At 57.7% G+C, this 18,203-nt stretch carries 13 protein-coding genes; 3 read left to right on the forward strand and 10 right to left on the reverse strand.

Translation table 11 applies throughout. The features are described 5' to 3' along the window. Positions 1-62 precede the first annotated feature (62 nt). The 6 genes from VEG30_18265 to VEG30_18290 all read right to left on the reverse strand — a co-directional run bounded on the left by VEG30_18265 (position 63) and on the right by VEG30_18290 (position 10,014). Positions 63-383: a 2Fe-2S iron-sulfur cluster-binding protein gene (locus VEG30_18265; protein ID HXZ81879.1), complete on the reverse strand. Its 321-nt coding sequence runs from the start codon at positions 381-383 to the stop codon at positions 63-65. A 222-nt stretch (positions 384-605) separates the two neighbouring features. Further along, entirely contained in the window at positions 606-1,664 is a 1,059-nt protein-coding gene (locus tag VEG30_18270; GenBank protein HXZ81880.1) for a 2-oxoacid:ferredoxin oxidoreductase subunit beta, read from the reverse strand. A 2-nt stretch (positions 1,665-1,666) separates the two neighbouring features. Then, positions 1,667-3,502 carry a 2-oxoacid:acceptor oxidoreductase subunit alpha gene (locus VEG30_18275; protein ID HXZ81881.1) on the reverse strand — a complete coding sequence of 612 codons (1,836 nt, stop codon included), beginning with the start codon at positions 3,500-3,502 and terminating at the stop codon, positions 1,667-1,669. A 127-nt stretch (positions 3,503-3,629) separates the two neighbouring features. Continuing rightward, positions 3,630-4,655, reverse strand: coding sequence for an acetyl-CoA carboxylase carboxyltransferase subunit alpha (locus tag VEG30_18280; protein HXZ81882.1), 1,026 nt, complete (start codon positions 4,653-4,655; stop codon positions 3,630-3,632). A 98-nt stretch (positions 4,656-4,753) separates the two neighbouring features. Next, positions 4,754-8,242, reverse strand: coding sequence for a DNA polymerase III subunit alpha (dnaE, locus tag VEG30_18285; GenBank protein HXZ81883.1), 3,489 nt, complete (start codon positions 8,240-8,242; stop codon positions 4,754-4,756). A gap of 113 nt (positions 8,243-8,355) precedes the next feature. Further along, entirely contained in the window at positions 8,356-10,014 is a 1,659-nt protein-coding gene (locus VEG30_18290; protein HXZ81884.1) for a CCA tRNA nucleotidyltransferase, read from the reverse strand. Positions 10,015-10,276: 262 nt separating this feature from the next. Here VEG30_18290 and VEG30_18295 point away from each other — a divergent pair, with 262 nt between their 5' ends. From VEG30_18295 to VEG30_18305, 3 genes are all read left to right on the forward strand, one after another. Then, positions 10,277-10,762 carry a hypothetical protein gene (locus VEG30_18295; protein HXZ81885.1) on the forward strand — a complete coding sequence of 162 codons (486 nt, stop codon included), beginning with the start codon at positions 10,277-10,279 and terminating at the stop codon, positions 10,760-10,762. A gap of 135 nt (positions 10,763-10,897) precedes the next feature. Then, positions 10,898-11,944, forward strand: coding sequence for a UDP-3-O-(3-hydroxymyristoyl)glucosamine N-acyltransferase (gene lpxD, locus VEG30_18300; protein ID HXZ81886.1), 1,047 nt, complete (start codon positions 10,898-10,900; stop codon positions 11,942-11,944). 105 nt (positions 11,945-12,049) lie between these two features. Beyond that, positions 12,050-12,844, forward strand: a complete 795-nt coding sequence (locus VEG30_18305) for a response regulator (protein ID HXZ81887.1) — start codon at positions 12,050-12,052, stop codon at positions 12,842-12,844. A gap of 78 nt (positions 12,845-12,922) precedes the next feature. Here VEG30_18305 and VEG30_18310 read toward each other — a convergent pair whose 3' ends face one another. From VEG30_18310 to VEG30_18325, 4 genes are all read right to left on the reverse strand, one after another. Next, positions 12,923-13,639: a lysophospholipid acyltransferase family protein gene (locus VEG30_18310; protein ID HXZ81888.1), complete on the reverse strand. Its 717-nt coding sequence runs from the start codon at positions 13,637-13,639 to the stop codon at positions 12,923-12,925. Between the two features lie 87 nt (positions 13,640-13,726). Further along, positions 13,727-15,652 (reverse strand): PDZ domain-containing protein, encoded by a 1,926-nt coding sequence (locus VEG30_18315; GenBank protein HXZ81889.1) that lies wholly within the window; start codon positions 15,650-15,652, stop codon positions 13,727-13,729. Beyond that, positions 15,649-17,070 carry a UDP-N-acetylmuramate:L-alanyl-gamma-D-glutamyl-meso-diaminopimelate ligase gene (gene mpl / locus VEG30_18320; protein ID HXZ81890.1) on the reverse strand — a complete coding sequence of 474 codons (1,422 nt, stop codon included), beginning with the start codon at positions 17,068-17,070 and terminating at the stop codon, positions 15,649-15,651. The genes VEG30_18315 and mpl overlap by 4 nt, the downstream gene beginning before the upstream one ends. A 3-nt stretch (positions 17,071-17,073) precedes the next feature. Then, positions 17,074-18,069: an LD-carboxypeptidase gene (locus VEG30_18325; protein HXZ81891.1), complete on the reverse strand. Its 996-nt coding sequence runs from the start codon at positions 18,067-18,069 to the stop codon at positions 17,074-17,076. Positions 18,070-18,203 lie beyond the last annotated feature (134 nt).

Genomic DNA, 18,203 nt, shown 5'->3' on the forward strand with positions numbered 1-18,203 from the left:
GGGGTACCCCCCCTTCTCGCTCCCGCTTTTGGAGCGACAGGGTGGGAGCTAAGTGCTAATTGCTAATGGCTGCCTGCTTCATTCACCTTCCTCAGGCAATACTTGATCTCATCCGCTACCTCCAGCACCCGCATTCCTTCTTGCACCATCAATTTGCACGAAATTGCCGATCGCTGCTGCGTTCCCTCGCCCAGGTCGTAAACGACGCGGCAATACTGGCAATCCTCATTCCAGCAGAACCGCCCCAGCGCCACATCCTCCGGAGCAAGGAATTGCAGGCAACGCAGCAGCATGTTCCCCTCGGGCACCTTGTAGGCTTTGCCTTGAATCTCGATTCTGATCAGCTTGCTGTAAGGTCGGAAGAGTGGCCCAGGGGAACTCATGTGTGGATTGTATTCTGACTTTTGCCAGGTAGGAATAAACGGGCGGATACGGCCGGGGAGGCCCGCTTGGGCCCAAGTCCGCTCCAGAGCCTATCGCTCAGGAGTTACACGTCTTCAGGAAGGCATCGTAATACGCCTCAATTCCACTGTTCGACAAGGTTTTGTTCCTTCAGAAAAGATCGGGTTTACTCTCCACTTCCCACTTCTGCGTTCGTACTTGGCTTACCTTAGCGCCTCCATGCACTCGTCCAGAACGCGTTTTGGAGGCCGCGTCAGCGATTCCGGCAAGGTCGCGAGCGGTTCGTCGATCATGTTCAGCAATTCGACAAAGCTCGGTGCTTTAGGATTTACGTAGAAAACTCCCGTCAGGATCTCACCCTTCTCATGCGCCTCTGCCAGGCGAGTAAGCGCCCTCACCTTGTCTGTCGGGTCGTACTCCTCTTCCAACTTGTGCAACTTCAGCCGCGATCCGTCGTGCATGGTGACATCAATCGCCTCACCTGCCTGGTAATCGACATCGATCTCCTCAAACGCAGGAACAAAGGTGATGTCATGCAGCGGCTCGTCGTGATCCTTGGTGAATTTGTACGATTTAGTGGAACCTTCGTGATCGTTGAAAGTCACGCAGGGTGAGATCACGTCCAGCATCACCGTGCCATTGTGTGCGATAGCCGCCTTCAGCATGTTGAGCAGCTGCTTCTTGTCGCCCGAAAACGAACGGCCCACAAAGGTCGCACCCAGCTGAATCGCAAGCGCACAAGTGTCGATCGGTGGAAGATCATTGATGACACCGGTTTTCAGCTTCGATCCCAGATCGGCCGTTGCTGAAAACTGACCCTTCGTCAGACCATAGACCCCGTTGTCCTCGATGATGTAGATGATCGGCAGATTCCGCCTCATCAGGTGAATAAACTGCCCAATCCCGATCGAAGCCGTGTCACCATCACCGCTAACTCCAATCGCCAGCAGGTTGTGATTCGCCAGAATCGCACCTGTGGCTACTGATGGCATTCGACCATGCACCGCATTAAAGCTGTGTGATCGGCTCATAAAATATGCGGGACTCTTCGAGGAGCAACCGATTCCCGACAGCTTAGCCACACGCTCCGGCTTCACACCCATCTCGAACATGGCATCGATAATGCGCTCGGAGATCGCATTGTGGCCGCAGCCGGCGCATAGCGTCGTTTTGCCGCCCTTATACTCAATCGTAGTCAAGCCGATGCGATTGGTCTTCGGCCCTGCTCCAGCCACGGGTTGCGACGTTGGCGTGCTAGCCATGACTACTTTCCCTCCTGCGAGACAATGTCATCCGTAATGCTGCGCGCGTCGATGGGCAGCCCGTTGTAGTGCAACACGCTGCGCAGTTTTACTACCTGTGCGGGGTCGACATCGAGCTTCAGCAGATCACGCATTTGTCCGTCGCGATTCTGATCCACCACGTAGACCCTCTCGTGCCCAGCGACGAACTTGTGCACCTCCTGCCTGAACGGAAACGCTTTCACGCGAAGGTAGTCGGTCTCCATCTTGTATTCCTTACGCAACTGGTCACGGCTCTCTGTCACTGCCCAGTGTGACGTGCCGTAAGCCAAAACACCCACCGGCGCGCCACTGCCCGTGACCTCCGGCGCAGGAACGAACTTTCTCGCCATTTCGAACTTGTGGCGCAGGCGGTCCATGTTGTGCGTATAGTCATCCGGGCGCTCGCTGTACTGGCTGCTCTCGTTGTGGCCGCTGCCGCGAGCAAACCAGGCCCCCGCCGGGTGGTCGGTTCCGGGTAACGTGCGGTATGGGATTCCATCCCCGTCCACGTCCTTGTACCGTGCAAAACCGCCGAGGCGATTCAGGTCATCCTTACTGAGCACCTTGCCACGATGAATTGGCTTTGTCGGATACTCAAATGGTTGCGACATCCAGTTGTTCATTCCCAGGTCCAAATCGGACATCACGAATACCGGCGTCTGGAACTGTTCGGCCAGTTCGAAGGCATCTCCAGCCATGCTGAAGCACTCTTCCGGAGAAGCGGGAAACAACAGGATGTGCCGGGTATCGCCATGTGAAAGAAATGCTGTCGACAACAGGTCGCCCTGCGATGTGCGCGTCGGTAACCCCGTCGACGGCCCCACCCGCTGGATATCCCATATCACCGTCGGGACCTCGACGTAGTACCCAAGACCGGTAAACTCCGCCATCAGCGAGATTCCAGGACCGGCAGTACTGGTCATCGCTCGCGCCCCTGCCCAACCGGCGCCCAGCACCATTCCAATGGCAGCCAGTTCGTCTTCCGCCTGCACAATCGCAAATGTTGGCTTGCCGTCGGGACCCATGCGGTATTTCCTCATATAGTCGATCAGCGCTTCGGCCAACGACGAGGAAGGGGTAATCGGGTACCACGCCACCACCGTCACGCCGCCAAACATGGCTCCTAACGCCGCCGCCGAGTTGCCATCGATGATGATCTTGCCTTTATTCTCATCCATGCGTTCGATCCAGAAAGGATCGATCTTTTCCAAACTTGCGACCGCGTAGTCATACCCTGCCTTGGAGGCGTTTACGTTCAGATCGGCGGCCTTTTGTTTCCTGCCGAACTGCCGTCGTATCGCGGTCTCCATTTCGGCCATGTCCAGTCCTAGCAGATGCGCAACCACGCCGGTGTAAATCATGTTCTTGACCAGTTTGCGCAGCTTGGGCTCGGGGCACACCGGCGCCACCAGCTTGTCAAAGGGAACAGAATAGAAGGTGACATCGTTGCGCAGAGTCTTCAGATTCAGCGGCTCGTCATACAGCACCGCAGCTCCCGCCGCCAGCGAGAGCGTATCCTCACGCGCCGTGTCCGGGTTCATCGCCAGCAGGAAATCGATTTCCTTCTTGCGCGCAATATAGCCATCTTTGTTGGCGCGGATGGTGTACCAGGTGGGCAGACCGGCAATGTTGGAAGGAAACAGATTCTTGCCCGAGACTGGTACCCCCATCTGAAAAATCGTGCGGAGAAGAACGGTATTAGCGCTTTGCGATCCCGATCCATTAACCGTGGCAACCTGCAGGCTGAAGTCATTGATTACCCGCCTGCGTCCAATTTGGCTGCCTACCTCCTGGACCGCTACATCACTGGTAGCCATGCAACCGGACCACCTTTCTATTCCCCCATGGAATGCGGCGAAAAACTTCATTATAAGTCAGGAAAATCGCGGACTGCACCCCGCATGCTTGGCATGGAATCAGAGAATTCCGAAGGTTAGAACCTAGTCAGACCTGCTCGAAAAACCTGGCCATACCCCGAAACTTATCGTACCGCGATATAACCAGGTCGGCGGGACTTTTTTTCTCCAGCTCGGAGAGGTGCTTCTGCAGTGAGACATCGAGCAAGGCGGCGGCAGCGTCGTAATCCACCTGGGCTCCACCCTCCGGCTCCGAAATGATCTCGTCGATGCATCCCAGCTCGATGAGGTCGGTAGCTGTGATTCTCAGCGCTTCCGCCGCCAGCTCTCGCTTGCTGGCGTCGCGCCACATGATCGAGGCGCAGCCTTCGGGTGAAATCACCGAGTAAATCGCATTCTCCATCATCAGCACGCGATCGGCTACCGCGATGGCGAGCGCTCCTCCGCTGCCGCCTTCTCCGGTAATCGCGGTGATAATGGGTACTTCCAGTCTTGCCATCTCGCGCAGATTGCGGGCAATGGCTTCTGCCTGGCCGCGCTCTTCCGCCCCCAGCCCAGGGTTCGCGCCGGGTACATCCACGAGCGTGATGACGGGACGTCCGAACTTCTCCGCCAGTTTCATCACCCGCAACGCCTTGCGATAGCCCTCGGGGCTGGGCATCCCGAAATTCCGGTACACCTTCTGTTTGGTGTCGCGGCCCTTTTGCATGCCGATCACACACACTGGCCGCCCATGAAAATCGGCCATGCCGCACAAAATGGCAGGATCGTCGGCAAATGACCGGTCGCCATGAATTTCGCTCCAATCCGCAAAAATGCGCTCCACGTAATCCAGGAAATATGGGCGCTGTGGATGGCGCGCCAATTCGGTGCGAATCCAGGCATCCGATTTCGCGGATATCTGCTTGCGCAGCGCCTCTACTTGCTCCTGCAGGGACTTCAGTTGCCGCTGGGCATCCTCATTGTCGCGCGCCAGCGTCTCCAGTTGACCGATCTGACGTTCGATCTTCTCCAGTTCCTGCTGCGCTTTGGTCGCCGATTCCATGAAATTGAATTTTCCGCTTCTAGCTTCCCCTCGCAGTTGCTCCAGTTCCGTTCCCAGGATGTCCTGCATCAAATCCAATCCCGGAGGAGTCAAGGCAGTACCCTCACAACGCCTGTTTACGGCAGAATTCGTCGCTTCCGCTCCCCTTTGCTAGTGGAACATGGCGGCTAATCCACAACCCGGATGCAGCCCTTCCCCAGAACCTGCTCCACGCGGCTCAGGAACGCGTGGTCCGGCGAAACATTATAGCCTTCCGCATCCATCACCACCATGAAGTCGTTCTCCCGCTCCAAATCGAAAAGCACTTTTGCCTCTCCCTGATGCTCGCTCACGATCGTGTGCAACTGATCGACAGTGCCTTCCGTCGCCCTCTCCAAAGCAATCTTCAGCCGGAGTTTCCGCGGCAGGGTGGGCTGCGCTTCCTCCAGGGGAATCAGGTCGCTGACCATCAGCTTGGGATTGGCGCCCTCCTCCACTTTCACCGACGCCTTAAGGAGAACCGGCACTTCCAGCTTCAGGCGATCGGCAAGCCGCTTGAAATTGTCGGAAAAGAGCAGGAACTCCACCGACCCTCCCATGTCCTCCAAGGTCCCCTGGGCGTAAAGTTCGCCGCGTTTGGATTTCAGAATGCGATGCCCGGTGATAACGCCTCCCACGAAAGCCGTCTCGTCTTTGTTCATCGAGGATTTCATGGCAAAGATATCTTCCGTAGTCAAAGCGCGGAAATCCTTCAGCTTCCCCTGGTACTTCTCGAGCGGATGGCCGGTAATAAAAAATCCGAGAATCTCTTTCTCGTTGGCCAGACGCGTGTGCTCGTCCCAGTCGGGGACGTCAGGCAACTTGTCATTGCCGTTGGCGACCGCTTCGCAAGCGTCATCAAACACGCCAAACAGCCCGTGCTGACCCGACTCCACATCGCGCTGCGCCTTCTGCCCGCGCTCAATGGCTCTATCTAACGCCGCCATGAGGGCTGCACGTTTCCCCAGGCCATCCATTGCGCCGCTCTTGATCACTGACTCCAGCACGCGCTTGTTCAGGAGCCGCAAGTCCACCTTCTCGCAAAACGCAAAAAGTGACGTGAGCTTCCCCATCTGCTGGCGCGCCGCCAGGATCGATTCAATCGCGTTGTGGCCTACATTCTTTACCGCCGCCAAGCCAAATCGAATGGCATTCCCGTGCGGCGTGAAATTGGCATCACTGACATTGATATCCGGCGGCTCCACAGCTATTCCCATCTCGCGGCATTCATTGATGTACTTCACCACATCATCAGTACTTCCCGTAACCGATGTCAGCAGCGCCGCCATGAACTCCACCGGGTAGTGCGTCTTCAGATATGCCGTGTGATACGCCAGTACGGCGTACGCTGCGGAATGAGACTTGTTGAAGCCATATCCAGCGAACTGTTCCATGAGATCGAAAATCCTTTCAACCTTGCGCGCCGGGTAGCCACGCTCGGTGGCCCCATCGACGAAGCGTTTGCGCTGCGCCGCCATCTCCTCCGGCTTCTTCTTGCCCATGGCGCGGCGCAGCAAGTCCGCCTCGCCCAGAGAATATCCGGCCAACCGATTCGCGATCTGCATCACCTGCTCCTGATACACGATCACGCCCAGCGTCTCGCGCAGGATTCCCTCGAGCTCCGAGAGCTCGTACTCGATCTTTTTCCGCCCGTGCTTGCGGTCGATGAAATCGTCGATCATTCCGCCCTGAATCGGTCCCGGCCGGTACAGCGCGTTGAGAGCCGTCAGATCTTCCAGACTGTTCGGCTGATAACGCCGCAGAACATCGCGCATGCCGTGCGACTCAAACTGGAACACCCCTGACGTGAGCCCGGTGTGGAAGACACGCTCATAAGTTTGCTGGTCATCCCAGCCCAGCTGGTTTAAATCCAACTCTTCGCCTCGTGTCTGCCGAATTAACTTGAGCGTCTCGTCCAGAATGGTGAGCGTCGTCAGCCCCAGGAAGTCCATCTTAAGAAGGCCCAGCTTCTCGATGGCCTTCATGTCATAGGCGGTGACGATTTCTTCATTCTTAGTCAGATAGAGTGGCACCAGTTCGGTTAAGGGCTGTGGAGCGATTACCACTCCCGCCGCGTGCACTCCAGCGTTTCTGACCAGTCCCTCCAGGCGCTTTGCCGTGTCGATGATCTGCCGGACCTGAGCTTCATTGGCATATGCCTGGGCCAGTTGGTGCGAGTCCTTCAGCGCCTGCTCGAGCGTGATGTTCAGCGTTGTCGGCACCATCTTGGCAATGCGGTCAACCTCGGCGTACGGCATGTCCAGCACGCGCCCGACATCTTTGATTGCCGCTTTCGCCGCCATCGTTCCAAAGGTAATGATCTGTGCGACATTCTCGCGCCCGTACTTTTCGGTAACGTACTTGATCACCTCGCCACGACGATGCATGCAGAAATCAATGTCGATGTCGGGCATGGAAACCCGCTCAGGGTTCAAAAAGCGCTCGAACAGCAGCTCGTTTTGCAACGGATCGATATCGGTAATCGCGAGCGAATAGGCCACCAGTGAACCTGCTGCCGAACCGCGGCCCGGCCCTACAGGTATTCCCTGCTCTTTGGCATATCGGATGAAGTCCCAGACAATCAGGAAATATCCCGAAAACTTCATCTGCTTGATGATCTCGATTTCCCGATTGAGCCGCTGCTCATAGTCACTCAGCGGTTTTCGCAACTTGCCTTGGGCTTCTAGGCTGCGGAGCATCTCGAGCCGGCGAACAAAGCCAAGGCGGGTTACGTGTTCGAAGTAGCTGTCGGTATCGAAACCCTCCGCCACGTCGAAGCGCGGAAATGGGTTGGTGACCTTGCTCAGTTTGACGTGGCAGCGCTCAGCGATTTCCAGCGTCCGCGCCAGCACTTCCGGCGACTCTGAAAATGCCCGCGCCATCTCCTCATAGCTCTTGATATAAAACTGATCGGTCTGGAACTTGATGCGGCTCTCTTCGCGTACCGATTTTCCGGTCTGGATGCACACCATCACGTCCTGCGCGTGCGCATCGTCCTGACAGAGATAGTGGCTGTCGTTGGTCGCAATGACAGGCAGGTTCAGCTCTGTGGCCAACTTGAATTGCGACGGAAGAATCTTGCGTTCCTGCTCCAACCCTTGGTTCTGCACTTCGATGTAGAAGTTTCCCGCACCGAAGATCTCCGCGAACTCGCCCGCAGCGCCCTTGGCTGCGTCATACTTGCCTTCCAGCAACCCCTCTGCAACTTCGCCTTTCAGACAGGCCGAAAGCCCGATCAGCCCCTTGGTGTGCTCCGCAAGAAATCGTTTGCTGACCCGGGGCTTGTAGTAGAACCCGTTCAGCGATGCTTCGGAGGTGATCTTGACCAGATTCCGGTAGCCATCCTCATCCGCAGCCAGCACCACCAGATGATTGTAGGTATCGCCCTCCGGCGGGGTGCGCCGGGTGCAGTGATCTTCCTTTTTGCAGATGTAAAGCTCGCAGCCAAGGATGGGCTTGATGCCTTCCGCTTTAGCTGCGTTGAAGAAATTGACGGCGCCGAAGATGTTGCCGTGATCGGTCATGGCGACCGCCGGCATCCCCAGCTCTTTTACTCGCTGGACAAGCTGCTCTACTTCACACGCGCCGTCCAGCATGGAGTAATCGGTGTGGACATGCAGATGGACGAATTGTGACATCGGATACTTCGATTGTAGTTCTCAATCAGAAGGGCTGGAAGGGGAGCCGGGACTGTGGAAAATGCGTCGGCTGTGGAGAAGACGGAATTACCTGCATGCAGGTACCCATTTGCCTACTTCCTCTTCCCCGCTTTTTTCGCCGCTTTCTTGGCAGGATGCGCCCCCGGCTTCTTCTTGGCTACGCTCTTCTTTCCCTGGACCTTCGTCTCTGCTTTCGCGGGCGGCTTCTCGCCCTTGGCTTCTACGGCTTTGGCCGGCGCCTTGACCGCTGCCTTCTCCGCCGATGCCGCCACTTTAGGAACCGTAGCCGCCGCCTTGGCCCCAACAGGTGCGGCTGGCTTGGCAGCGGCCGCAGCCTCCGCCGCCTTAGCCGCCCTTCCCCGCTTCGGCGGTGCTGGCGGAGGTGCTGGCGGGGGCGGCGCAAACGGCTTCAGAAACTTCATAATCTCGCTGTGCGAGCGCAACCTTCCATCGAGCATCAGACGGAAAGCTTCCTCAGCGATCTTGGGGTACTCGGTCAACGAGGGCGTGATGTGTAGCTCCGCCATCTCCGGAAATGGCAGCTTGTCTTTCAACTGTCGCCACTTGCCAAAGAAATTCTTGATCTTCTGGTCCACTGCCTGCTGTTTGACGGTGGCCGCCAGAAACATCAGCGTCTCCGGATGCGCTTCACTTAGCACTTTCCATGCTCGCGATGGTGTAGCCGCATCCTTACCGGAGAGCTTCTTAGTCAACTCTTTGGCATCGTCCTCCAACTCGCGCCAGGTCTGAACCAGGTGTTTGTTGGGAATCAGCTTGCGGATATCCGCGACATCTTTTTCTCCCAGCCGTCGGGTGATGAAATACAAGACCGCGGCCGCCGGATCACCTTGCACCCCGATGTCGGCAAGCTGCTGCTTGGTCTTAAGCAGTTGAGCCAGGCCAGTGGCGTCCACTTTGGCTACTGCCCAGTGCGGATGCAGGATATGCAGCCAGCCTTCCTTCTCCAAGGCTCGCAAGACGTGCAACGGATCGTCCTCGTACGCCAGCCTCTCAATCTCGCTTCCAATGTCCGCACTGCGGATATTCTCGATGTAATTGTTTTCCTTGGCGGAATCGTAGCGCGCCTGAGTGCGTTCTTCTAGGTTCCAGTGGAAGCGTGCCGCCAAACGGGTAGCGCGGATCAGCCGTACGGGATCTTCCAGAAAAGCGTAATTGTGCAGGATACGGATCACCTTGGTCTCGATGTCCGCCGAGCCATTCGCTGGATCCAGAAAAAGCCCGTGCGATCCCGGATTCAGAGACAACGCCATGGCATTCACCGTGAAGTCGCGCCGTCGCAGGTCTTCCCCGATCGATGCGGGCGTGATCAGCGGTGGCTTTCCCGGTTTCTCGTAGGTCGCCGTGTGCGCCATTCCAATTTCGCCACGCAGGTTACCCGGAAACAGCACAGTTAGCGATTTCACATCGTCGTCTGCGCCAATCACGGTGACGCCGTGCCGTTCCAGTTCCTTCTGCAGCCGCAGCGGGTTTCCCTGAATCGTGAAATCCAGATCGCGAATGGGAAATCCGGTGAGCGTGTCGCGGATGGTTCCCCCGGTGACATACAGATTCACGCCCACAGCGCGTGCCACATCTTGAACCAGATTGACAGCCTTCATCTGGTCAGGCGTGAGCCGGGTTTCCATGGTGTAGATGTAGTCTGCCATGCCCTCCTGCTTGCAATCCGCACTGTCAGTCTGCAGCCGTCCTCCGGGGCGATTTTCGCGGCCGGCCACAACAGGGTTTTCCACAGCCCTTTTCGCTGCAGTCGGACGAAACATCGCACCGGCATTGCCAATATCAGCTAAGTTGCTATGGATAAGCCATTTAGAGACGGAAACCAGGCGGCCGCAAACCCGTCAAAATAACACAATGTTCACGTTTTGGCTACCTAGCCTGCCATTCTCCATGTTGCTTTTCGCGGAAAGTGGCACAATCAAAGCACCGGCGAGGAAAATCCAGTTCGACTCTCCCGCCGCGCCGTCGCCCTTCGCGGCGGATCTCCGAGACCAAATGCCTTCGACGCACAAGAAAGTGATCGTCCGCAAGTTCGACCGCGACACCGTCAACGGTTTCGTGGCCCCACGCTTCATCGTTGACGGTAAGCTTGAACTTCTCAACACTGCCGGTAAGCTCGTTTCCATTGGCCTGGAAACCATCAAGGGCGTTTACTTCGTCCGCGATTTCTCCGACTCGGAAGATCTGAACCGCAAAACCTTTGCCTCCCGGCCACGTACTGAGGGACTTTGGCTGCGGCTGCACTTCAAGGACAATGACATCCTCGAAGGAACCATGCCCAACGATCTCACGCAGATCTCTGCCGACGGATTCCTGATAGCTCCGCCCGATACCCGCTCTAACACCCAGCGCGTCTTCATTCCCCGCCCCGCCCTTTCGTCCCTGGACGTACTCGCGGTAATTGGTGGCCCCGGTGCTCGCAGGCGCAAACCTCCGCAGCGCCCCGTCGATACCCGCCAGGTACCGATGTTCAGCGAGTAGTGCCACACACTTCAACTGTCGTCTTGAGCGAGGACGGGGTAAGCCGATCCCCGTCCGAGTCGAGAGACCTGCTGTCCTCTGGGCCAACCCGCCTCCCTGTCTCAATTACAATTCCTCTGCTTCACCAAGAAATCTATGAAACTCTCAGAAATTGCCTCCTCATTGGCAGCTCATCTCGACGGTGCTGACGTCGATATCACCGGCGTCGCTGGCATTGAAGAAGCCGGCCCTGGGCAGATCACTTTCATTGCCAACCCGCGCTATGCCGCCGCCGCCAAGTCCACCCGGGCTTCCGCAATCATAGTGGCCGAAGATTTTCCAGCGACCTCCGTCGCCACTCTTCGCACCAATAATCCTTATCTTGCCTTCGCTCGCACCATCGAGTTCTTCTACCATTCACCCCGTTATGCGACCGGCATTCACTCCACCGCTGTCATTCATGACTCCGCCAGAATTGGCAGGCACGCCTCCATCGGGCCCTTCGTTTTTGTCGATGAAGATGTGGTTATCGGAGACAATTGCGTCCTTCTCCCGCACGTGGTGATTTACCGTGGCGCTCGCATCGGCGACAACTTTTTCGCTCACGCCCACGCCGCAATCCGCGAGTACTGCCATCTCGGCAATAACGTCATCCTGCAAAACGGCGCGGTGGTTGGGGCCGACGGCTTTGGCTTCGCCAAGGACGACGCTGGCCGTTGGCACAAAATCGTGCAATCCGGTCCCGCAATCATTGGCGATGACGTGGAGGTCCAGGCGAACGCCTGCGTTGACCGCGCCAGCATCGGTGCGACCCGCATCGCCCGTGGCACGAAGATCGATAACCTCGTCCAGGTCGGCCACGGCTGCCGCGTCGGCGAGGACACTCTTCTATGCGCTCAAGTCGGGCTTGCAGGGTCTACCGAGGTCGGAAATCATGTAATTCTGGCTGGGCAGGTCGGCGTGGCAGGCCACTGCAAGATCGGTGATGGCGCTGTCGCTACCGCACAGAGCGGCATCCCAAACGATGTCGCCGCCCGCACAACCGTCAGTGGTTATCCTGCGATCGAAAATCGACAATGGCTACGTAGTGTGGCCATTTTCAATAAGTTACCAGAACTTGCGAAGGCAATACGTGAGCTAGGCGGCGAAGCCACACGCCCCGAGCGAGTCACCCGCTCGCGTGAGATCGACCCGAAATCATAGATGTTTTCTCCGCAAGCCCACCGCAAACTTCTGGTGCATCTGCCGCCTTCCGCGTAAATTGTTGCGGTAACGCCGCACGTCAACAACACATCCCATTCCTTCAGCATGACGGATCTCCGCCAGATAGGTGACGGCAAGAAAACTGACGAGCCCCGCCCCATTCGCGTACTCCTGCTCGACGACTTGCAGGACAACCTCTTCCTGCGCAGCGCGATTCTTCGGCAGCATGGCTATCAGGTAGTGCCTACTTCTTCCGTGGAGGAGGCGCTCGCTCAGCTTCATGATATCGATATCGCCGTTCTGGACTATCAATTGGGCGCGGGCACATTCGGCACAGAAGTAGCCGAGTCATTGCGCGAGAAGCGTCCCGAGGTCCCCATCATCATCATGTCAGCAGTGCTGGAGCGTCGCTTTGGCGGTATCGCCGATATGCACCTGCTGAAGGGCTACAGCTCGGTGAACGATCTGCTGACTGCCCTGCGCTCTTTTGAAGCCAAACGCCGTGGTAAGCCGGTGGTTGTCCACGCGCGCGACTTCTACTACAACCGCATCGCCCTGGCTGTCGGCAGTGATGTCGTTCTGGAAATCCTGGACCACGACGGCAATTTCGAATACGTCAACGACCTCTTTGCTTCCTTCTTCGGCCGTAGGCGCTCCTGGTTCACCGGCCGAAACCTGTTTGAGCAATTCCCGGAGCTGGGCGACAGTTGGCGCGAGCTGATCCGCACCGTCGCCGAAACTCGTGAAACCTACATCGACCGCGGCTTCCGCGGCTTGCCTCAACTCCCCACCAAGAATTCCCGCTGGACATGGAACGTGCTGGTTTTTCCGATCAAGCTGCACGACGGCAGCGACGGCGTCATGCTCACCGCCCGCATGATCGAAAAGAAAGGCTTTTAATCGCAGCCAAAACCTTAGAGTGCCCCATCCTAGCCTTCTTTTGGCTGGGGGACTGCCGAGGCCAAGCCTCGACGATCGCTAATCCTTGTTTTGCGTACCCCTTCGCTCTGCTGGCAACGCACTCCCGATGGCGCTCCGCACCGCACTGATCAGTTCCTCGCGCTCGGCGAAGTGGCGGGGGGCAATGGGCGCATGAAACACGATTCGCGCCCGGCCGGGCTTCGCCACATAATGCCCCTTCGGCAGCAATTCCTCTGTGCCCACGATGGTGATTGGCACGATCGGCACTCCCGTATCCATCGCCAGGTAAAACGCGCCTTTCTTGAACGGCTGCAGCTTGCCGTCCGGCGAGCGCGTTCCCTCCGGAAACACCGTCATGTTCAGCCCTGACCGCACCACCTGTTCGGCTTCTCGAACGCTGGCGATAGCCGCATCACGGTTGCTGCGATCTATGGGCACAAGCTGACCCATCACCATCGCTCTACCCAAGATCGGGATCCTGAACAGCTCCTTCTTCACCAGCACCGACGTCCTTCCTGGAATCAGAGGGATCAGCAGCGGCGGGTCCAGGTTTGATACATGGTTCGACATGAAAATGTAATTGCGATTTTCAAGCCGATCCCTGCCAACCACCTGCCAGCGAACGCCGGAAATGCGTACCCCTGCCAGGGCTATCCACATCGCTGCCCGGTAAAGAGCACTAACATCTCCCGTCAGAAATGTCAGCGGAAAGCCCCACAGCGCCGTAAGCGGCACCATGGCAGCCCAGAAGATGAGGGTTAAAAGTGAGCGCATGACATTCGGATGAAAGCAGAAGACTCCGAGGGATGCCGCTTTGACTGGGTGCAAATGCTGATTGCTGGCTGCTGATTGCTGATTCTGCTAATCCCCCCTCACCCATGCCGCCCGCCTTTCTCGCTGCGCCACCGTGACATCCGTCGCATCCATCAAGCTGAACTCCGGTTCCTCCTTCCCCGCCAGCTTGATCTTGACCTCGCGTGTGCCATGCGCGCCCCGAATTCGGAACCGAACCGTACTTCCTACCGGCCTTTGCGCAAGCTTCGCGGCCATGTCTGGCGTAACTGCCCGGCCATCCACCTGCTCAATGGTATCGCCCATGGCCAGCGCCGCTTTCGCCGCATCACTTCCCGGCTCGACCGAGATCACCACGGGCTTGCCGCCAAAATTGGCGCTGGCGAGAAATCCTGGATCCGCGCTTAACACCATGCGACGCTCGAGCCTCAAGCCTATGGATTGAAAAAATTGGTCGTAGGGAATTTCTTCCACGCCGGCAATGTACTTATGAAAGAAATCGGCAAAATTCGCTCCCGTCAGCTTTTCTGCCGCTTCCCGCACACCATCGGAATCCGCGTAGTACCGATGATTACGCGCATAGGTTTCATTCATCCACTGGAACAGATCGCGCAGCGACTTCTTGCCGTTTGTCGCGTCCCGCATAGCCAAGTCCAACAGCACGCCCACGATCTCGCCCTTGTTGTAATAGGAAATGCTTCGCGCCGGCAGACGGTAGTAAGCGTATTTCTCCAACCATGCATCCAGACTGGACTGCTCCACCGACTGTGTCAGACGTGCTGGACGGGTTTCCAGCAGCTTGATTTGGTATGCCAGGCGGCGTAAGTACTCCTGCTCGCCTATCAGCCCGGCGCGCACCAGCATGTGCTCCGCTACCGTGCTGGTCACGCCTTCGGCAAACCATAGTGCGCGCGTGTAGTTTTCGCGGGTGTAATCAATCGGCTCCAGCGATTGCGGGCGGATCCGCTTCACATTCCAGACGTGAAAAAATTCGTGCGCGCTCACACTGGCAACAGAATCAGGATCTTCGCTCGCCCTGCCGGCATTGGTATCGATGGCCGTCGAATGGGCATGCTCCATTCCTCCACCCGCAGGCCCGCGCGGAAAATGGTAGATGAATACGTAGCGCTCGACTGGACGGTCCTGCATCCAGTCGGTCTCAGCCGTAACGATCTTGCGCAGCATCTCCCGCAGCGAATTCAAGTCATAGTCCCCGGGGTCGGCATCGACAGCGATCATATAGCGGGAGCCGGCTTCGTCGAACCATGTCTGCTGGCAGCGACAGAACTCGACTGGCGAATCCACGAGCTGGTCGTAGCTGGTGTCTCCCACCGAAACTATCCGAGCGCCGCCGGACTCGGCCTCCCCCTCTTCTGACGCTCCGCTTACCACCTTCCAGTCTCGCGGCATGTCTTTAAAGTAGACTCGATGCCGCTTGCTCCTCATCCCTGGGTCATACATCAGGATCAGCGCCAGATTGAGAAAGCCATGTTCGGGATTCAGCTGCGCTCCAAAAGGACCTGGCATATCGGCGAAGACGTTGTACGCCACGATCGCCCCGCGCTCCGTCCCCCCGATGTGCCACGCCGTCTTGTCGATCTGGCGCACCGCGAGCGCAGCGCCCCAGGGATCGTGGGCGCTCACTGCCGGTATGTATTGCGCAAAATCGCGAATCTGATACAGCCCGTTCCACGCCGGCATCTGCACCTCGCGATCCGCGGATCCCCCTGGAAGCTGCATCTCCACCTGCACCAGGTGTTGATCGCGTTTAGCAAGCGAAACCGTGTAAACAACTGACGCTAAACTGTGGGGAGCTCGCGAGTCCGCCTGGCGAGGCTGAGATTGCGAAGCTCGGGGCGGCGGGATCTGAGCCGGCGAAGGAGCGGTCGTCGCCTGGCTGGCAAGCGCCGCGACTGCCTCGCTTGCCGCAAGCGGAGCCGTGATAGCGAAGATGGCGAGGACAATACGAAGACTTCGAATTTCGCCGCAGATCAAGCGGGTGCACTTACCTCGCGCAGGGCTTGTAGCCGGGCCGGAAGCTTCTCATAGATTCCGCCAAATCCGCCATTGGAAAGTATTGCCACCACATCGCCCGAGCGCAACTCCGGCGCGATCGCAACGACAATCTCGTCGGCATTCGCTATCAGGCGTGCCTGCCTGCCATTGCGATTCAGATCGGCAATCACTGCGGCTGCATCCAGCCGTTCGCGCGCAGGCACCGCTTCGGGCTTGAATATCGCTGCCACTACGACCTGGTCGGCCTTCGACAGCGCACTCACCAGTTCTTTCTGAAAAACATTCCGGCGCAGTGTGTTCGATCGCGGTTCCAGCACCGCCCATAACCGGCGCCCGGGATAGCGGGTCTGCAGTGCTTTCAGCGTTTGCTCAATTGCTGTCGGATGGTGCGCAAAATCGTCGATGATGGTGATCCCATTTACCTCCGCGCACACCTCGAGCCGCCGCTTCACGCTCTTGAAAGTCTTAAGCGCTCGCTGGATCGCCTCCATCCCGATGCCGTATCCCGCAGCCATCGCAGCAGCCGCCGTCGCGTTCAACAGGTTGTATTCGCCGGCCAGCGGAAATTCGAAGCTGCCCCAGCCCACGCCGTTGAGCAGAATCCTCCAGGCGGTTCGCTCCGCCTCATAGCGCACATCCACAATACGCCACTGCGAACTAGGCCTGAACCCATATCGCTCCACCGGGCAGAAGGCGTGAGCCACGCACTCATCCACGTTCGCGCTGCCATCCCAGGCGACAATCCGGCCGCGACGAGGAACCAGGTTGACCAGGCGCTTGAACGCCGTCTTGACCGCCTCCAGATCGGCGTAAATGTCAGCATGATCAAATTCCACTGAGGTCAGAATCACGGCGTCCGGGAAGTAATGGAGAAATTTCGGCCCTTTGTCGAAGAATGCCGTGTCGTATTCGTCCCCTTCGATAACGAAGTTCCGCCCTCGTCCCAGTCCAAAGCTGCTTTGGAAATTCTCGGCGATACCGCCCACCAGAAATGACGGCTCCTGGCCTGCGCTCTCGAATATCCAGGCCAGCATCGAGGTGGTTGTTGTTTTGCCATGGGTGCCGGCGACCGCGATCACTTCGCGTCCGCTGAGAAATTCATCGTGCAGGATCTGCGGAAGCGACTGAAACGGAATCCGCTGGTCCACAACTTCCTCTAGCTCGACGTTGCCGCGTGAAATCGCATTGCCCACTATTACCAGATCCGGGCGCGGCTCCAGGTTGCCTGCAGCAAACGGCTGTGCCAGCGGAATTCCCAGCGACTCCAGAAAATCCGACATCGGTGGGTACGCCGCGGCATCCGACCCCGTTACCCGAAAGCCGCGCTCCTTCAACATGCCTGCCAACGACGCCATCGCCGTTCCACAGATCCCGATCAAATGAATATGTTTTGACAAATGTTATCCGTTGAGACTCAAGTTCGACTGCACCTGTGCAGGTACCACTGGTGCAGTTGCTGACTCCAGGAAGGTCAGGCTTGCTCCCTCTTCATAATCGACATCCAGCCGAACCTGTACCCCAAACGGCAGAGTCATGTTTCCGTACGGCACGTGTCCCGAAGGCAAGCCAAACGCCACCGGCACGCGCAGCTCCCGCAAAATCCGGCGCACGACATCCTCCAGCCTGTATTCCTGCTCGCCGGGCTGCTCACAGTCCATCATCTCGCCGAAAATGAACCCCGCAACCTTATCCAGCTTGCCGGCATACTTCATCTGCATCAGCATGCGGTCCACTTGATAGGGCTTCGTCCCCACGTCTTCGATGAAGAGTATCGTGCCTTCAGTGTCGATCTCATACGGTGTCCCCACGGAAGCCGCCAGGATCGACAAGCACCCACCGTACAGAATTCCCTCGGCAGAACCACGGATAAGCGGCCGGAATCCAAGCACCGCTTTTCCGTCCAGCGTCCAACGCTCCCTTCCCGACACCGCCGCCTGCCACGCCGCCACGTGCACTCCATCTGGCCTGGCAAAATCCTTGGTGACCATCGGACCGTGAAAGCACACGATCCCGGCGTCCACCATTCGGGTGAGCAGGCACGTCATATCGCTGTAACCCACAAAAATTTTCGGATACCTCCGCAGGCGCTCCAGATTCATGTGAGGAAGAAGATAATTGCTGCCGTATCCTCCGCGAGCGCAGATCACCGCATGTACGTCGTCGCGCTCGAACATCTCTTCGATATCGCGCGCTCGCTGATCCGGCGGGCCGGCAAAGTAGATGTCATGGTCGAAAATATTGTCGAAGTAGAACGGCTTGTACCCCATCCGCCGCAGCTGGTCACACCCCGCTTCCAGCAACTCGCGCTTGATTGAGCTGGCCGGCGCCACTATACCCACCGTGTCACCAGGTTGAAGTGGTGGCGGTTTTCGCAAAATGTCGGGAGATCGGGACATTAACGCATCAATCTTAATCGAGGACTTCAAGAATTGGATATGAGTGCCCTTGATTCCAAAAGCTGCTGAACTTCGGGAGCGGCCATTCAGGTCTTGATCCCGCAGCTCCTGAAAGTGCCCCGTTCAAGCGAAGC

This window comes from Terriglobales bacterium, from assembly GCA_035624455.1.
GTDB lineage: Bacteria > Acidobacteriota > Terriglobia > Terriglobales > Acidobacteriaceae > DASPRM01.